Source organism: Serratia sp. root2 (assembly GCF_031931805.1).
GTDB lineage: Bacteria > Pseudomonadota > Gammaproteobacteria > Enterobacterales > Enterobacteriaceae > Serratia > Serratia inhibens.
On the sequence record NZ_JAUJXB010000001.1, the window covers coordinates 2,670,422 to 2,685,853 of the forward strand.

A 15,432-nucleotide genomic window follows, 5' to 3' on the forward strand; every position below is an offset into this window, starting at 1 on the left:
GCGTGGCCTTATTGTTTGTTACGCCAGCCGTTGTCCTATCTGCATCACGCGGGCGATGTTTCTGGCGCTCTGCTGCAGATTGATCTCCCCCTGGGACAGGGCGATATCCAGCGAGCTCAGGCGGGGCAAGATGCTGAATATCGCGTCAATTCCCTGCGAATGCAGCACCTCGGCCCCCTCCCCCAGCACGCCGGCCAGGGCAATGACCGGCAGGCGATGCCGCTGAGCCAGCCGGGCAATGCCAGACAGCGCCTTGCCGCCCAACGTCTGCCGATCGATACGTCCTTCACCGGTCACGATCACATCGGCACCGGCCAGGACGTTCTCCAGTTGCAGCGCCTCCATGATGATATCGATCCCCGGTTTCAGTTCCGCCCCAAGGAGCACCTGCGTGGCGATCCCCATCCCCCCCGCGGCGCCACCGCCGGCCACCTGCCGCACGTCGCTGCCGGTGAGCTGGCGGATTACGGCGGCATACTGTTCCAGCCCCTGCTCCAGCCGCACCACCATAGCCGGTGTCGCCCCTTTTTGCGGCCCAAAAACGGCCGCCGCGCCACGCGGCCCCACTAGCGGGTTATCAACGTCGCAGGCAACCTCAATTTTGCACTGGCGCAGGCGATCGTCGAGTGCAGAGAGATTGATCCTGCTTAGCATCGCAAGTTGCGCGCCGCCCAAGGACAGCGGCATGCCGTCCGACCGGTAGAAACGGCCGCCCAGCGCCTGCATCATCCCAACGCCGCCATCTACCGTCGCGCTGCCGCCGATGCCCAGAATGATATGCCGGATCCCCAGATCCAGCACATGGCGAATCAGTTCACCGGTACCGTAGCTGGTCGCTAACATCGGGTTCCTCTGTTCGGCAGGCACCAGCATCAGGCCACTGGCCGCCGCCATTTCGATCACCGCCGTTTTCCCCTCTCCGCTGACGCCGTAAAACGCCGCTACCCGATTCCCCAATGGCCCCGTCACCTCGGCCTCTACTTTATGCCCGCAAGTCGCCGCGATCAGGGCATCAACCGTGCCTTCTCCTCCGTCGGCAATCGGCAGGCAAATACATTCCGCGTCGGGATAAACCTCACGGAATCCCCGAGCGATCGCCAATGCCGCTAATTCAGCGCTGACGCTTTCCTTGAATGAATCTGGGACAATAACAACTTTCATAGCGTATCCTTAAGACATAAAAATAAAAGGCCATGCATTTTCATCTGAAATTATTTATAAATAATCAGATGAAAAATACATGGCTAAAAAAAACAAGTCATGGTTTCAATGATTCAAAACAGTTCACTGGCAGCGTTATTTATTCACCAGTTTGGCCGGGACGCTGTAAGTCAAAAGCGCCCCCAATATCATCATCGATGATAATACGCACATGGCCACTAAATTACTGTTGGTCAGTTGTTTGAAATAACCAATGATATAAGGCGAGATAAAGCCGCCGATATTGGCGATTGAGTTAATCAGGGCGATCCCCGCCGCCGCACAACTCCCGGTGAATATGGCATTCGGCAAGCTCCAGAACAGAGGCGAAGGCACCAGACTGGAAGCCACCGCCACGCACAGCGCCGCCATCACGACGTGCTTATTGTCCGGGAACAGGCCGATAAAGATCAGGGATACCGCAGCAATGCAGAAGGGAACAATAATATGCCAGCGCCGCTCGCGATGTTTGTCCGAACTGCGTGCAGCGACCAACATCGCTACTACCGCCAGTATGTAAGGCAGCATGGTCAACAACCCGATGTCCATCATCGATACCACGCCGGTGTCGCGAATAATGGTCGGCACCCAAAATGCCAACCCGCCCTGGCCCATCACGGTACAAAAGCAAATCAACCACATTTTGGTGAACGCAGACGATTTCAGCATGCTCTTCATCGTCCATTCCTGCTGCCCAGAGCTACCCTGATTTGGGCTGCGCGGAGCGCTTTGATCCATATCCGCTTTAATCAGCGCCTTTTCCTGCGGGGTAAGCCATTTAGCGCTCTGATAAGTATTATCCAGAAAATAGAAAATAACGATGGCAATCAACAACGCACGCGGGCCACTGATAAAGAACAGCCACTGCCAGCCAGACAGATTCATCATGCCGTTCATATTCTCGATAATCCAGCCACACAGCGGGCCGCCAATGATATTGCTGACCGGAATGCCACAAACAAACAGTGCGGTCATTTTGGCCCGTTGGCTGGAGGGGAACCAGAGCGTCAGATATAGGATCACACCAGGGTAGAACCCGGCCTCCGCCAGCCCCAACAGAAAGCGCGCCAGGTAAAACTGCCAGGGATTGGTGATAAAGATGCTCAGCATCGAGATCAGTCCCCACACGACCATCAACAAAGCGATGATTTTTCTGGCGCCATACTTGCTCAACAGAATATTGCTGGGTACCCCGGCAATTATATACCCGATGAAAAATACCCCGGCGCCAAGGCCATAAACGGCCTCAGCCATTGAGATATTGCCATTGAGAATATCAGGCATCATTTGAAACTTGGAAAATGATATCCCTACCCGATCAAGATACCCTACGATATAACTCACCAACAGTATTGGCATAATTCGCCAGGCAACCTTTCGGTATAGCGAATTTTTATCCGGTGTGGACAGGGTGTTTTTATCAATTACAGCATTATCGGTTGCCATATAAGAGTCTCCTTGGGTTGGCATCCTGCTATTTACTGTCTTTATTGTGTTGAATAATAGTTATTGGAAAAGACCCTCTTTATTTATCATAAAGAGGGATTTTTAAATATTGAACATCTCTGATGCTATAAATAATACGTCTGTTTTTTCTTCGAAGCCATAATAGGCTTAGCCGGCGACTTTGTGCTTGCCCATAATTTCCAGCGCCTGTACCAGCGCTGAGTGATCCAGATCGCCTGCGCCATTTGCGGCGCAAACATTGAACAGCTCCTGGCAGGTTGCCGTATTCGGCAGGCTCAGCGACAGGGCTTTCGCACCTTGCAGAGCGAGATTAAGGTCCTTTTGATGCAGTGAGATGCGAAAACCGGGAGAGAATGCCCGTTTAATCATGCGCTCACCGTGTACCTCCAGGATGCGCGAGGAGGCGAAACCGCCCATCAGCGCCTCGCGCACCCGCGCCGGATCGGCACCCGCTCGCGAAGCAAACACCAGCGCTTCCGATACCGCTTCAATGGTCAACGCCACGACGATCTGGTTAGCGACCTTGCAGGTTTGCCCATCGCCGTTGCCGCCGATCAGGGTAATATTCTTGCCCATTAGCGCCAGCAGAGGTTTAACCCGCTCAAACGTCGCCTCTTCACCGCCAACCATTATGGTCAGCGTCCCTTGTTTGGCGCCGACCTCACCGCCCGAAACCGGCGCATCCAGATAAGCCGCGCCGAGTTGATTGATGCGCTCTGCAAACCCTTTGGTTTCCAACGGTGAAATGGAGCTCATGTCCACCACCACCTTCCCGGCCAGCCGCCCTGCGGCGCAGCCGTGTTCACCGAACAACACGTCTTCAACCTGCGGCGTATCAGGCACCATAATGAAGATCACCTCGGCTTCGTCCACCACCTGTTGTGGATGGCGGCAGGCGATGGCGCCACGTTGCACCAGTGCGACGGGCACCTCGCGTCGGGTGTTGGCGTACAACTGATGGCCGCCCTCGATTAATTTTTCCGCCATCGGCGCACCCATGATGCCCAGACCAATAAATCCGACTTTCATTTCTGTCTCCTCAGGATTGGTACTTTGTCATCCATGACAGACCGCTTTCTGTCGTGGCGAGGGGTTTGTATTCACATCCGATCCAACCGCGGTAACCCATGCGATCCAGCGCGCTGAAAAGATAGGCGTAGTTGATTTCGCCGGTCCCCGGTTCATGACGCCCCGGGTTATCCGCGACCTGAATATGGCTGATGTTAGCCAGCAGCCGCTCCAGGGTTTGCGTCAGTTCGCCCTCGGCGCGCTGCATGTGGTAAATGTCGTACTGCAGATAGATATTTGGGTTGCCGATTTGCTCAATTAATTCGATGGCCTGCCGGGAGTCCTGCAAATAAAAGCCCGGCATATCGTATTTATTGATCGGCTCGATCAGCAGGCGAATATTTTCTTTCGCCAGCAATTGGGCGGCATAACTCAGGTTAGCCATGACCTTTTCGTCGGTCTTGTGTCGGCTGACAGTGGGATCGGGATTGCCAATCAGACAGTTGATCTGCCCACAGCCCAGCGCATGGGCATACTCAATCGCCAGGCCAACCCCGTCACGGAATTCGCCCTCACGCCCCGGCAGACAGGCAATGCCTCGCTCTCCGGCAGCCCAATCGCCGGCCGGCAGGTTATGCAACACCTGCGTCAGCTGGTGCGCGGCCAATTCATCGCGCAAGGCGGCGACCGGATAGTCATAAGGGAACATATATTCCACCGCACTGAAGCCCTGCTGCTTCGCACGACGAAAACGCTGCATAAAATCCACTTCATTAAATAGCATGGATAAGTTGGCTGAAAACTTTGGCATGATGATTCTCCTCAACGGTAGTCAAAGAAGTTGACCGAAGTTGGTGCATCTTCCGGCGTTTCCGCAATCGGCTCGAACTCGTTGACATTGTCCAGTTCGGTGCCCATGGAAATATTGGTGACGCGCTCCAGAATAATTTCCACCACGACAGGAACCCGGTGTTGCTGCATTAATTCCTGCGCCTGGCGGAATGCGGGTGCGATATCCTCCGGTTTGTGAACGCGCAGAGCTTTACATCCCAGACCTTCGACGACTTTGACATGATCCACGCCGTATTCGCCGAGCTCGGGATTGTTGATATTTTCAAACGACAGTTGGACGCAATAATCCATATCGAACCCACGCTGCGCCTGGCGGATCAACCCCAGGTAAGCGTTGTTCACCAGCACATGGATATACGGCAGCTTGAATTGCGCCCCAACGGCCAGCTCCTCGATCATGAACTGGAAATCGTAATCTCCCGACAGCCCGATGACCTTACGCTGCGGGTCGGCAGCGCAAACACCCAGCGCCGCCGGCAAGGTCCACCCCAACGGACCGGCCTGACCGGCGTTGATCCACTGGCGGGGCCCAAACACCTGCAGCATTTGCGCAGCGGCAATCTGCGACAATCCAATAGTGGTGACATAGCAGGCGTCGCGGCCAAAGGCGCGGTTCATCTCTTCATACACGCGCTGCGGCTTGATCGGCACGTTATCGAAATGGGTTTTGCGCAGCAGGGTTTGCTTGCGTTGCAGACAGGTGGCACACCAGGCCCCACGGTCAGGCAACTGGCCGCGTTCAAAACGGCTGCGCGCCGAATCCACCAGCATCTGCAAGGCGATTCTCGCGTCCGACACAATGCCCAGATCGGGGCAAATGACCCGACCAATTTGCGTCGGTTCAATGTCGATATGGATAACCTTGCGCCCGGCGGTGTACTTATCCACCGAGCCGGTATGGCGGTTGGCCCAGCGGTTGCCAATGCCCAGCACCAGATCGGAGTCCAGCAGGTTGGCGTTGCCGTAACGGTGCGAAGTCTGCAGCCCCGCCATGCCGGCCATCAGCGGATGGTCATCCGGGATCGCTCCCCACCCCATCAGCGTCGGGATCACCGGCACATTGCAGATCTCGGCCAATTGTTGCAGCAAATCCGCCGCGTCGGCGTTATGGATACCGCCGCCGGCGATAATCAGCGGTTTTTTCGCTGCGCACAGCAGGTCCAGCGCCTTGTCGATCTGCGCCTGAGTGGCGGCCGGCTTATAGGCGGGCAAAGAGGCGTAGGTATCGGGGTCAAATTCGATTTCCGCCATTTGCACGTCGAAAGGCAGGTCGATCAACACCGGCCCAGGACGGCCGGAACGCATCAGATGAAACGCCTGTTGCAACACGCGTGGCACCAGCGCTGGTTCCTGTACGGTAACGGCCATTTTGGTCACCGGCTTGGCTATTGACTCAATATCCACCGCCTGGAAGTCTTCCTTATGCAGCCGTGCCCGCGGTGCCTGCCCGGTGATGCACAGAATAGGAATGGAATCCGCCGAAGCGGAATACAGACCGGTGATCATGTCGGTACCCGCCGGGCCAGAGGTGCCAATGCACACGCCAATGTTGCCGGCGGCGGCGCGGGTATAACCTTCCGCCATATGCGAGGCCCCTTCCACATGCCTTGCCAGATAGTGCTTAATGCCGCCGTGCCTGCGCATTGCGTCATAAAACGGGTTGATTGCCGCGCCGGGCACGCCGAAGGCCGTGGTGATCCCTTCTTTTTCCAGCACGTGCATTGCTGCATCTACAGCTCGCATAATTGCCATGTCATTCTCTCCTTAAATTTGTTGGAAAAATTTTCCAACTATGAATTCGCGTCAAAAAAACCCGTTTGCTCATCAAACGGGGATTGCTGCTCTTCTGCTTATGCCTGGCCAGTCAACGCCAGCCAGACATAGGCGGTTTATGCTTTGCTGCGCGATTCGCCCAATGCCGCGCTGATATCCCTGGCCACTTCACCGACCAGCTCACCCAGTTCTTTAAACCGTTCCTTACCGACCCGCGAACTTGGCCCGGAAATGGAGATCGCCGCGATAACGTTGTTGTTGCGATCGAAAATCGCCGACGCCAGGCAGTTCAGACCCAGAGCGTGTTCTTCATCATCAATGGTGTAGCCCTGCTCCAGCGACTGATGCAAATCCTTGCGCAATAAATTTACGCTGGTCAGGGTCTTCGGCGTATAGGATTGCAGGCCTGAACGCACGATCAAATCCAGCATTTCCTCTTCCGCCAATGGGTATAACAGCGCCTTGCCTGCGCCGGACGCATGCAGCGGCAAACGGCTGCCTAACGGTGCGCACATGCGAACCATCGCCTGGCATTCGCATTGCCGAATCAGCACCGCATCAAAATTATTGCGAATTGCCAGATTGGCCGTTTCACCGGAAAGCAGCATCAGCCGCCGCATAAACGGCCCCGCTACCGACACCACGTCCCGATCGTTCATATAGGCAGAGCCCACGGTGAAAGATTGGATACCGATGTGCCACCAGCCCAACTGCGGATCCTGAAAGACGAACTCCGACTTTTCCAATACCTTCAGCAATCTGAAGGTGGTGGAGAGCGGCAGCTCCAGCTTTTCTGACAGCACGGAAACCGACGAGCTCCCCCCGGCATTTGCCAGATACTGGAGGATCTCCAGTCCGCGATCCAAAGCCTGCGCACCTTTGGTTGCGCCAGCCTCGGTAGAGGGTCGCCCTTTCCTGCGTAATTCGGTCATTCAAGCCTTCCTTCGTCTGTTACGGCACCAGCCATCTGCCCGCTATAATAAACGTCCTCCGCTGCAGGCGACCAGCGCTATCCCAAAACAATGCGATAGGGCTCGGGTAAACGGCTGACGATGCAGTTATCCGCCCCGGCGCGATCGATGGTGAAGAAATCGGTGATTTTTTCATAGGCGAACAACGGGTGGTGCCAGACGTTGCGATGGTAGTTAATCCCTTGCTTGCCATTGGTGATAAAGGCACGCAGCGTATCAAGGGGAACATCATCGCCGGGTTCGGCCACGATCACCACAAAGCGCTCCCCGTTCATCGGCACAAAGGCCTGCGACGAGAGCGGGTGTTTCTCCAGCAGTGAAAACGTCAGCGGTAGCTCACTGGGCTCCGCCCGGTTGATACTGGCCAATACCCGATGGCCATCAGACACCTCGATCTTGGCAAGGTCGTGATAACGTTCCGTTTTCCCATCATTGATATGGAAGAACCGCGATCCCTCTATTTGCAGTACATCACCATAAGGCGCAAAGGCTTCTGGCGTTAATTCAGCGATGACTAGATCCATATGATGCTCCAAGACTCATTACCCAGACGACGATAAAAACGGCGACACTATTCCCTTCAGGCTTTCACTCTAGTCAGAGCATGGTTAATTTGACAGAATTTTTTTGGAAAAATTTTCCACAACAAGATCACCCGCACACTTTGCGAGCAGAAAATAATTATATTATCTTAAAATCAATTAGTTAAAAAATTACCGGCAAATCATAACGCTGTCAGATACCCTGCGGAGTCGCCCACGGCCCAACCTCTTTCGGTGTTTTTGTGACCGCGATCGTGAGCTTCAGCTTTAGCGCTGCCTATCGCGCCGTAACATCAGTAGATTCTTTTCATTGCTAACGGAAAAGGCAGCGTCAGCCAAGGACCCTTCATGCTGGATCACGAAACCATTCGTTCGTTTATCAAAGTTGCTGAGTGTCAGAGCTTCTCGCGTGCGGCTGAGTTGCTGCACAAAACCACCGCCACCATCAGTTACCGCATCAAAACGCTGGAAGAGAGCATTGGCACACAGCTGTTTATCCGCACCACGCGGACCGTTAATCTGACGCCGGCTGGGGAATACCTGCTGGAGCGCTGCCGCCAGTGGCATAACTGGCTGGACGTGATGCCGGGTGAGCTGCGGCAAATCAATGACGGCGTCGAACATCAGGTCAATATCGTTATCAATAATCTGCTGTATAACGCCGCCGCAGTGGCCCGACTGCTGGCTTACCTGCACGGAAAATACCCTTTCACGCAGTTCCGAATCTCGCGGCAGGTCTATATGGGCGTCTGGGATGCGCTGTTGAATGAGGACTGCCATCTGGCGATAGGCGTGGCGGGCAATGAATCGCTTGAAAACAGCATCAAGGTGCTGCCGCTGGGCAAGATAGAGTGGGTTTTCGCCATTTCCCCAGACCATCCGCTTGCCAATGCTCCCTCCCCGCTGGGTGAGGCTCAGCTGCGCGCCTATCCCGCCATTAACGTCGAGGATACCGCTCGCCATCTGGCAAAACGTATCGCTTGGCTGCTGTCAGGCCAGCAGGAAATCAAGGTGCCGGATCTGCACACCAAGCTTGAATGCCACCTGCGCGGCCTGGGGATCGGTTTCCTGCCGCACAGGTTGTGTCAACCCTACCTCGATCGCGGCGAACTGGTGGCTAAAAACCTCAGATACCCGCGCCAGCAGTCGGCCTTGTCGTTAGCATGGTCGGACACGCGCTGCGGCGAAGCGGTCAAAACGATTATCGGGTTGTTCCAGACGCAGGACCCGCTGATCGAAGGCCTGGTTTGTGCGCTGGACTAGGGGGTTTTTAGTGGTATAAGTAGGCATTCCTCCGGGCGTGGCGTAATATCTGTTTACATATGTCTGACAGGAGGTTTGCCATGTTTACCCTTATCCCCATTGTGATTGTCGTCGCGCTGATCATCGTCTTCGCCGGCGTCAAAATTGTTCCGCAAGGGTTCCAATGGACGGTGGAACGCTTCGGCCGCTACACCAAAACGCTGATGCCCGGTTTGAATCTGGTCGTGCCCTTTATGGATCGCATCGGCAGAAAAATCAATATGATGGAACAGGTGCTGGATATTCCCTCTCAGGAAATCATCTCGCGCGATAATGCCAACGTGGCCATCGATGCGGTGTGCTTTATCCAGGTGGTCGATCCGGCGCGCGCCGCCTATGAGGTCAGCAACCTTGAGCGAGCGATCGTCAACCTGACCATGACCAACTTCCGTACCGTGCTCGGCTCAATGGAGCTGGACGAAATCCTGTCGCAGCGTGACAGCATCAATAGCCGCCTGCTGCATATCGTGGATGAAGCCACCAACCCGTGGGGCGTCAAGATCACCCGTATCGAGATCCGCGACGTGCGCCCGCCTGCCGAACTGATCGCCTCGATGAATGCCCAGATGAAGGCCGAACGTACCAAGCGTGCGGATATTCTTGAGGCCGAAGGCGTGCGCCAGGCAGCCATTCTGCGCGCCGAAGGGGATAAACAATCGCAGATCCTGAAAGCAGAGGGCGAACGCCAGTCGGCATTCCTGCAGGCCGAAGCGCGTGAACGTGCCGCAGAAGCGGAAGCGAGAGCCACTCAGTTGGTTTCCGACGCTATCGCCAGCGGCAATATCCAGGCGGTGAACTATTTTGTGGCGCAGAAATACACCGACGCGCTGCAGAAAATCGGCTCCGCCAACAACAGCAAAGTCATTATGATGCCGCTGGACGCCAGCAGCCTGCTCGGTTCAATCGGTGGCATTGCCGAGCTGTTGAAAGACACCAAAGGCAAGTAATCATGCTCGAACAAATTGCAGCAAACCCGCACTGGTTCTGGCTGTCACTCGGCGGGCTGCTGCTGGCGGCCGAGATGCTCGGTGCCAGCGGCTACCTGTTGTGGAGCGGCGTATCGGCGGTGGTGGTCGGCGCGATTGTCTGGCTGCTGCCGCAGTTGGCCTGGGAGTGGCAGGGGGTGATTTTTGCCGTACTGACCATTGTCGTGGCTTATCTGTGGTGGTACTGGCTGCGCCAGCGACCGGCGGCGGCATCCAGCGGATCGCAGGTGCTGAACCAGCGCAATCGCCAGTTGATCGGCACCCGCGCTACCTTGACCGAAGCCATGCATAACGGTATGGGCCGCATTAACATCGGTGACAGCAGTTGGCGTGCGCAGGCCAGTGAAGATCTGGCGATAGGGACCGAGGTGGAAGTGATTGCCGTCGAGGGCGTAACCCTGGTGATCCGTGCCGTTACGCGCTAGTGATTGTGGCAGCACCCGGCCAGGTTATTGATGATCGGGCATTCTGCCCCGTCATCGCCCGGGCATTCGTTCGCCAGCGCCAGCAAACGCTGGCGCATCTCGCCCAACTCACTGATGTGCTTTTCAATATCCGCCACTTTTTGCAGCGTGCGCGCTTTGACATCGGCGCTGTGGCGGGCCGGATCGTTGAACAGCGCCACCAGCTCGCGACACTCGTCCAGGTTAAAACCCACCAGCCGCGCCTGGCGCAGCAGCGTCAGCTCTTCGATATGCTTCGGGTTATAGCTGCGGTAACCGTTATCGGTACGGATCGGCGCGGTAACCAGCCCTTTCTCTTCATAAAAGCGGATCGCCTTGCTGGTTAAACCGGTTTTTTTCGCCACGTCGCTGATATTCATTTTCACTCCTTGACCTTCCCCTTGCTGGAAGGTTTAACCTTCATTCTTAGTGAAAATAGGCTAAGCGGTCAACCTTTAAACACCGCACTTGAGCGAGGAACCGAATCATGTCACAAACCACCGTGCTGGCGTTGCAGGGGCTAACCTGCATGAACTGCGCGCAACGGGTGAAAAAAGCCCTGGAAAGCCGCAACGATGTCGAACAGGCAGAGGTCAACGTCCATTACGCCAGGGTCACCGGCGATGCGCCAAGCCAGGCGCTGATCGACAGCGTGATCGCCGCCGGTTACCAGGCTGCCGTAGCGCAACGGCCGGATACCGAACTGCAGCTGAGCGGCCTGAGCTGCATGCACTGCGCCGCCAGCACCCGTAAAGCGCTGGAAGCGGTACCGGGCGTGATCGCGGCAGACGTCGGCATAGAGTCGGCCAAAGTCTATGGCGATGCCGCTCCCGAGGCGTTGATCGCCGCAGTAGAAGAAGCCGGTTATCACGCCAGCGTCAATGGAGCCGCCCTTCTCCCAAAAACTGAGCCGTTGACTGAATCAGCCCCTGAATTGCCGGAACCCCAGGCATCGGCCCCCTCTTCCCTTCCGGCAACCCACCTCAACGACGATGATGACAGCGTTCAACTGCTGCTCAGCGGCATGAGTTGCGCCAGCTGTGTCAGTAAAGTCCAAAGCGCGCTGCAAAGCGTGCCCGGCGTCGAACAGGCTCGGGTCAATCTGGCGGAACGCAGCGCGTTGATTACCGGTGGTGCCGATCCGCAGGCATTGGTGGCGGCGGTGGAAAAAGCCGGCTACGGCGCGGAAATGATCCAGGACGAAACCGAACGCCGCGAGCGCCAACAGCAGACCGCGCAGGACAACATGAAGCGCTTCCGCTGGCAGGCGGCGCTCGGCCTGGCGCTGGGCATTCCGCTGATGGCCTGGGGCCTGTTTGGCGGCAGCATGTCGCTGACACCGGAAACCCAACGCCCGTGGCTGCTGGTTGGCCTGATCACGCTGGCGGTGATGGTGTTCGCCGGCGGGCATTTTTACCGTAACGCCTGGCGCGCGCTGCTCAACGGCAGCGCCACCATGGATACGCTGGTCGCACTCGGCACCGGCGCCGCCTGGCTGTATTCGATCAGCGTCAACCTGTGGCCCGATTTCTTCCCGATGGAGGCGCGACACCTGTATTACGAGGCCAGCGCCATGATCATCGGCCTGATCAACCTTGGCCATGCGCTGGAGCAGCGGGCGCGCCAGCGTTCGTCGCAGGCGCTGGAGCGGCTGCTGGACCTGACGCCGCCGACGGCGCGGCTGGTGACCGACGACGGCGAGAAAACCATTGCACTTGCGCAGGTACAGCTCGGCATGACACTGCGCCTGACCACCGGCGATCGCATCCCGGTGGACGGCGAAATTGTGCAGGGCGAAGTGTGGCTGGACGAAGCGATGCTGACCGGCGAAGCGGTGCCACAGCAAAAAGGCATTGGCGACACTGTGCATGCCGGTACGGTGGTGGATGACGGCAGCGTGCTGTTTCGCGCCGGCGCTATCGGCAGTAAAACCACGCTGGCGCGTATCATCAAACTGGTGCGCCAGGCGCAGAGCAGCAAGCCGGAGATTGGCAAACTGGCGGACCGCATTTCTGCGGTGTTCGTGCCGGTGGTGGTGGCCATCGCCCTGTTCAGCGCGGCGATCTGGTATTTCTTCGGCCCGCAGCCGCAGTTGGTTTACACGCTGGTGATCGCCACGACGGTGTTGATCATCGCCTGCCCTTGCGCGCTGGGCCTGGCGACACCGATGTCCATCATTTCCGGCGTTGGCCGCGCGGCCGAGTTCGGCGTACTGGTGCGCGACGCCGATGCGTTGCAGCAGGCCAGCACCCTGGATACGCTGGTGTTCGATAAAACCGGCACCCTGACCGAAGGCCAGCCGCGAGTGGTGGAGATCTTCACCTTCAATCAGATCGGCGAGCAGCAGGCGCTGCGTTGGGCCGCCGCGCTGGAACAAGGTGCCAGCCACCCCTTGGCGCGTGCCATCGTTGAACACGCCGCCGGGCAACCGCTGCCGTCGGTTGAGCAGTTCCGCACCCTGCGCGGTGCCGGCGTCAGCGGTGAAGTGGACGGCGTGAAGCTGCTGCTGGGCAATGCCGCACTGTTGCAACAGCACCAGGTGGCAACCGCAGCGCTGGAGGCACAGATGCAGCAACAAGCGGAACGCGGCATTACGCCGGTGTTGCTGGCAGCCGACGGGCAGCCGGCTGCGCTGATCGCCATCCGCGATCCGCTGCGCAGCGACAGCGTTGAAGCATTGCAGCGTCTGCATCGTCAGGGCTATCAACTGGTGATGCTGACCGGCGACAATCCGGTGACCGCCAACGCCATTGCCAAAGAAGCCGGTATCGACAAGGTTATCGCCGGCGTGCTGCCGGACGGCAAGGCCGAGGCGATCAAACAGCTGCAGGCGCAGGGCCACCGTGTGGCAATGGTCGGCGATGGCATCAACGACGCCCCGGCACTGGCGCAAGCCGACGTGGGCATCGCGATGGGCAGCGGCAGCGATATCGCTATCGAAACCGCCGCCATCACCCTGATGCGCCACAGCCTGAATGGCGTTGCCGACGCGCTGGAACTGTCGAAGGCCACGCTGCGCAACATGAAGCAGAACCTGCTCGGGGCATTCATTTACAACACGCTCGGCATTCCCATCGCCGCCGGGGTGCTGTATCCATTGACCGGCACGCTGCTCAGCCCGGTAGTGGCGGGCGCAGCGATGGCGCTGTCTTCCATTACCGTAGTCAGTAACGCCAACCGGCTGCTGCGTTTTAAACCGAAACGCTGAATGCCACGGCGGGGCGTAAATCCTTGCGCCCCGCTTCCTTTGGGATAATTCCTTCACTCTTCAGGCTTTCTTGTGCGCCGGATAGCGTTTAGCATGGCATAAACGCGCTACCCGCCAGAGGCCAGGCCGTCGTCTGCACACTCGCGGGGAAAATAAGGAACCACGCTGTATGGGTAAGCTATTACGCCGCCTGGCCGCCTTTCTCGGCATTATTTCTCCGATGACCTACGCCTACCCGGCGCTGGATATCCGGCTGCCCGGCGATCGTCAATTCCATCTGGTGGGCAGCATTCATATGGGTACGGTGGATATGTCACCGCTGCCGGCCACGTTGGCTACCCGCCTGAAACAGGCTGATGCGCTGATTGTCGAAGCCGATATCACCGGCTCCGCTTCGCCATTTGACCACATCGACCCACAGCCCGAGCTGGTGGAGCGCCTTTCCGATAGCGAGTTTCAGCAGCTGTTGACCCTGTGCCAGGAACTGGGCACAGACGCCGAGGCGTTCTCTACCCTCCCCGGCTGGCAGGTGGCGCTGACGATGCAGGCGCGTCAGGCTCAACGACTGGGGCTGCGCGCCGAATACGGCGTGGACTACCAGCTTTTGCAGGCCGCCCGGCAACAACACAAAAAGGTGATTGAGCTTGAAGGCGCGGAACAGCAGATGGCGATGCTGGAACAATTGCCGGAAGGCGGCATGGCGCTGTTGCGCGATACGCTGGAGCACTGGCACACCAACGCACGGCTGCTGCAAACCATGGTGAGCTGGTGGCTTGATGCGAAGCCCAACGGCGCCCTGGAAACCCTGCCCGCCACCTTCAGCGCCGATCTGTACGATGTGCTGATGCATCGGCGCAACCGTGACTGGCGGCAGAAACTGGAGGCGTTGCCGGCCGGCAACTACGTGGTGGCGGTGGGCGCGCTGCATCTGTACGGCGAGGACAATCTACCGGCGATGCTTCAGGCGCAATAAAAAAGTGGCCAATATCGCTACTGGCCAGTCAAAGAGGAATTTCTTGTATTTTAGTTATACGCATAGCAACCGTGTTAACGGTTACAATAGACAGGGTAGCAACCCAGTGAACACCTTGGCAACCCGCTTTATGTAACAGCGGCTCAGGTTGCTGTCGCCGTTGTATTTTTGTAATTTTGTTGCTTCGCGTTGCAACGTCCCCGACAGGGGAAAATAGGAAAACAGTATGACGCCCGCAGTGATCCTGCTTGAGAAACAAAAAATCGCGTTTACCCTTCACCCCTACCATCACGACAGTGCAGAAACCCACTTCGGTGATGAAGCGGTACAGAAACTTGGGCTTGATGCCGATCGCGTCTATAAAACGCTGTTGGTGGCGCTGAACGGCGATGCCAAACAGCTGGCGGTGGCGGTAACGCCGGTCGCGACCCAGTTGGATCTGAAAAAGGTCGCCCGCGCCCTGGGCGCAAAGAAAGCGGAAATGGCCGATCCGCAACTGGCGCAGCGCGTGACGGGTTATCTGGTCGGCGGCATTAGCCCGCTGGGGCAGAAAAAGCGGCTGCCGACGGTGATCGACAGCCCGGCGCAGCAGTTCGCCACCATTTACGTCTCCGGCGGCAAACGCGGGCTGGACATCGAACTGGCCGCCGGCGATTTATGCCGCCTGCTGGCCGGCAGCTTCGCCGATATCGCCAAGCGCGATTAAG

General features: G+C 57.5%; 14 protein-coding genes. 6 read left to right on the forward strand and 8 right to left on the reverse strand.

Annotation, left to right across the window (positions count from 1 at the left end; translation table 11 throughout):
• Positions 1–18: 18 nt before the first annotated feature.
• The 7 genes from QZQ97_RS12395 to QZQ97_RS12425 form a co-directional block, all read right to left on the reverse strand.
• The gene (locus tag QZQ97_RS12395) at positions 19–1,161 is read right to left on the reverse strand and encodes a glycerate kinase (RefSeq protein WP_311993657.1); all 1,143 of its coding nucleotides are present in this window, start codon (positions 1,159–1,161) and stop codon (positions 19–21) included.
• Positions 1,162–1,296: 135 nt separating this feature from the next.
• Complete coding sequence (locus tag QZQ97_RS12400; RefSeq protein WP_311993658.1) at positions 1,297–2,670, reverse strand: MFS transporter; 1,374 nt, start codon at positions 2,668–2,670, stop codon at positions 1,297–1,299.
• Between the two features lie 144 nt (positions 2,671–2,814).
• Positions 2,815–3,696, reverse strand: coding sequence for a 2-hydroxy-3-oxopropionate reductase (gene glxR / locus QZQ97_RS12405; protein ID WP_020438563.1), 882 nt, complete (start codon positions 3,694–3,696; stop codon positions 2,815–2,817).
• A 10-nt stretch (positions 3,697–3,706) separates the two neighbouring features.
• Positions 3,707–4,486, reverse strand: a complete 780-nt coding sequence (gene hyi / locus QZQ97_RS12410; protein ID WP_311993659.1) for a hydroxypyruvate isomerase — start codon at positions 4,484–4,486, stop codon at positions 3,707–3,709.
• An 11-nt stretch (positions 4,487–4,497) separates the two neighbouring features.
• Entirely contained in the window at positions 4,498–6,279 is a 1,782-nt protein-coding gene (gcl, locus tag QZQ97_RS12415; protein WP_020438561.1) for a glyoxylate carboligase, read from the reverse strand.
• 137 nt (positions 6,280–6,416) lie between these two features.
• Positions 6,417–7,232, reverse strand: coding sequence for an HTH-type transcriptional repressor AllR (allR, locus tag QZQ97_RS12420; RefSeq protein ID WP_020438560.1), 816 nt, complete (start codon positions 7,230–7,232; stop codon positions 6,417–6,419).
• 77 nt (positions 7,233–7,309) lie between these two features.
• The gene (locus QZQ97_RS12425; RefSeq protein ID WP_020438559.1) at positions 7,310–7,795 is read right to left on the reverse strand and encodes an ureidoglycolate lyase; all 486 of its coding nucleotides are present in this window, start codon (positions 7,793–7,795) and stop codon (positions 7,310–7,312) included.
• A gap of 366 nt (positions 7,796–8,161) precedes the next feature.
• Between QZQ97_RS12425 and allS the strand changes: the two genes are divergently transcribed.
• The 3 genes from allS to QZQ97_RS12440 all read left to right on the forward strand — a co-directional run bounded on the left by allS (position 8,162) and on the right by QZQ97_RS12440 (position 10,526).
• Positions 8,162–9,076: an HTH-type transcriptional activator AllS gene (gene allS, locus QZQ97_RS12430; RefSeq protein WP_020438558.1), complete on the forward strand. Its 915-nt coding sequence runs from the start codon at positions 8,162–8,164 to the stop codon at positions 9,074–9,076.
• Positions 9,077–9,156: 80 nt separating this feature from the next.
• A complete protein-coding gene (locus tag QZQ97_RS12435) occupies positions 9,157–10,062 on the forward strand; it encodes an SPFH domain-containing protein (RefSeq protein WP_004949405.1) in 906 nt (301 codons plus the stop codon).
• Positions 10,063–10,064: 2 nt separating this feature from the next.
• Positions 10,065–10,526 carry an NfeD family protein gene (locus QZQ97_RS12440; RefSeq protein WP_197912935.1) on the forward strand — a complete coding sequence of 154 codons (462 nt, stop codon included), beginning with the start codon at positions 10,065–10,067 and terminating at the stop codon, positions 10,524–10,526.
• Here the strand turns inward: QZQ97_RS12440 and cueR are convergent.
• A complete protein-coding gene (gene cueR / locus QZQ97_RS12445; protein ID WP_062793112.1) occupies positions 10,523–10,924 on the reverse strand; it encodes a Cu(I)-responsive transcriptional regulator in 402 nt (133 codons plus the stop codon). The genes QZQ97_RS12440 and cueR overlap by 4 nt on opposite strands.
• A 107-nt stretch (positions 10,925–11,031) precedes the next feature.
• On the opposite strand from cueR, the gene copA reads away from it, so the two are divergent.
• From copA to ybaK, 3 genes are all read left to right on the forward strand, one after another.
• Positions 11,032–13,752: a copper-exporting P-type ATPase CopA gene (gene copA, locus QZQ97_RS12450; RefSeq protein ID WP_311993660.1), complete on the forward strand. Its 2,721-nt coding sequence runs from the start codon at positions 11,032–11,034 to the stop codon at positions 13,750–13,752.
• A 169-nt stretch (positions 13,753–13,921) separates the two neighbouring features.
• A complete protein-coding gene (locus QZQ97_RS12455) occupies positions 13,922–14,725 on the forward strand; it encodes a TraB/GumN family protein (protein ID WP_311993661.1) in 804 nt (267 codons plus the stop codon).
• Between the two features lie 226 nt (positions 14,726–14,951).
• Positions 14,952–15,431: a Cys-tRNA(Pro)/Cys-tRNA(Cys) deacylase YbaK gene (ybaK, locus tag QZQ97_RS12460; protein WP_126480785.1), complete on the forward strand. Its 480-nt coding sequence runs from the start codon at positions 14,952–14,954 to the stop codon at positions 15,429–15,431.
• Position 15,432: the final 1 nt, after the last annotated feature.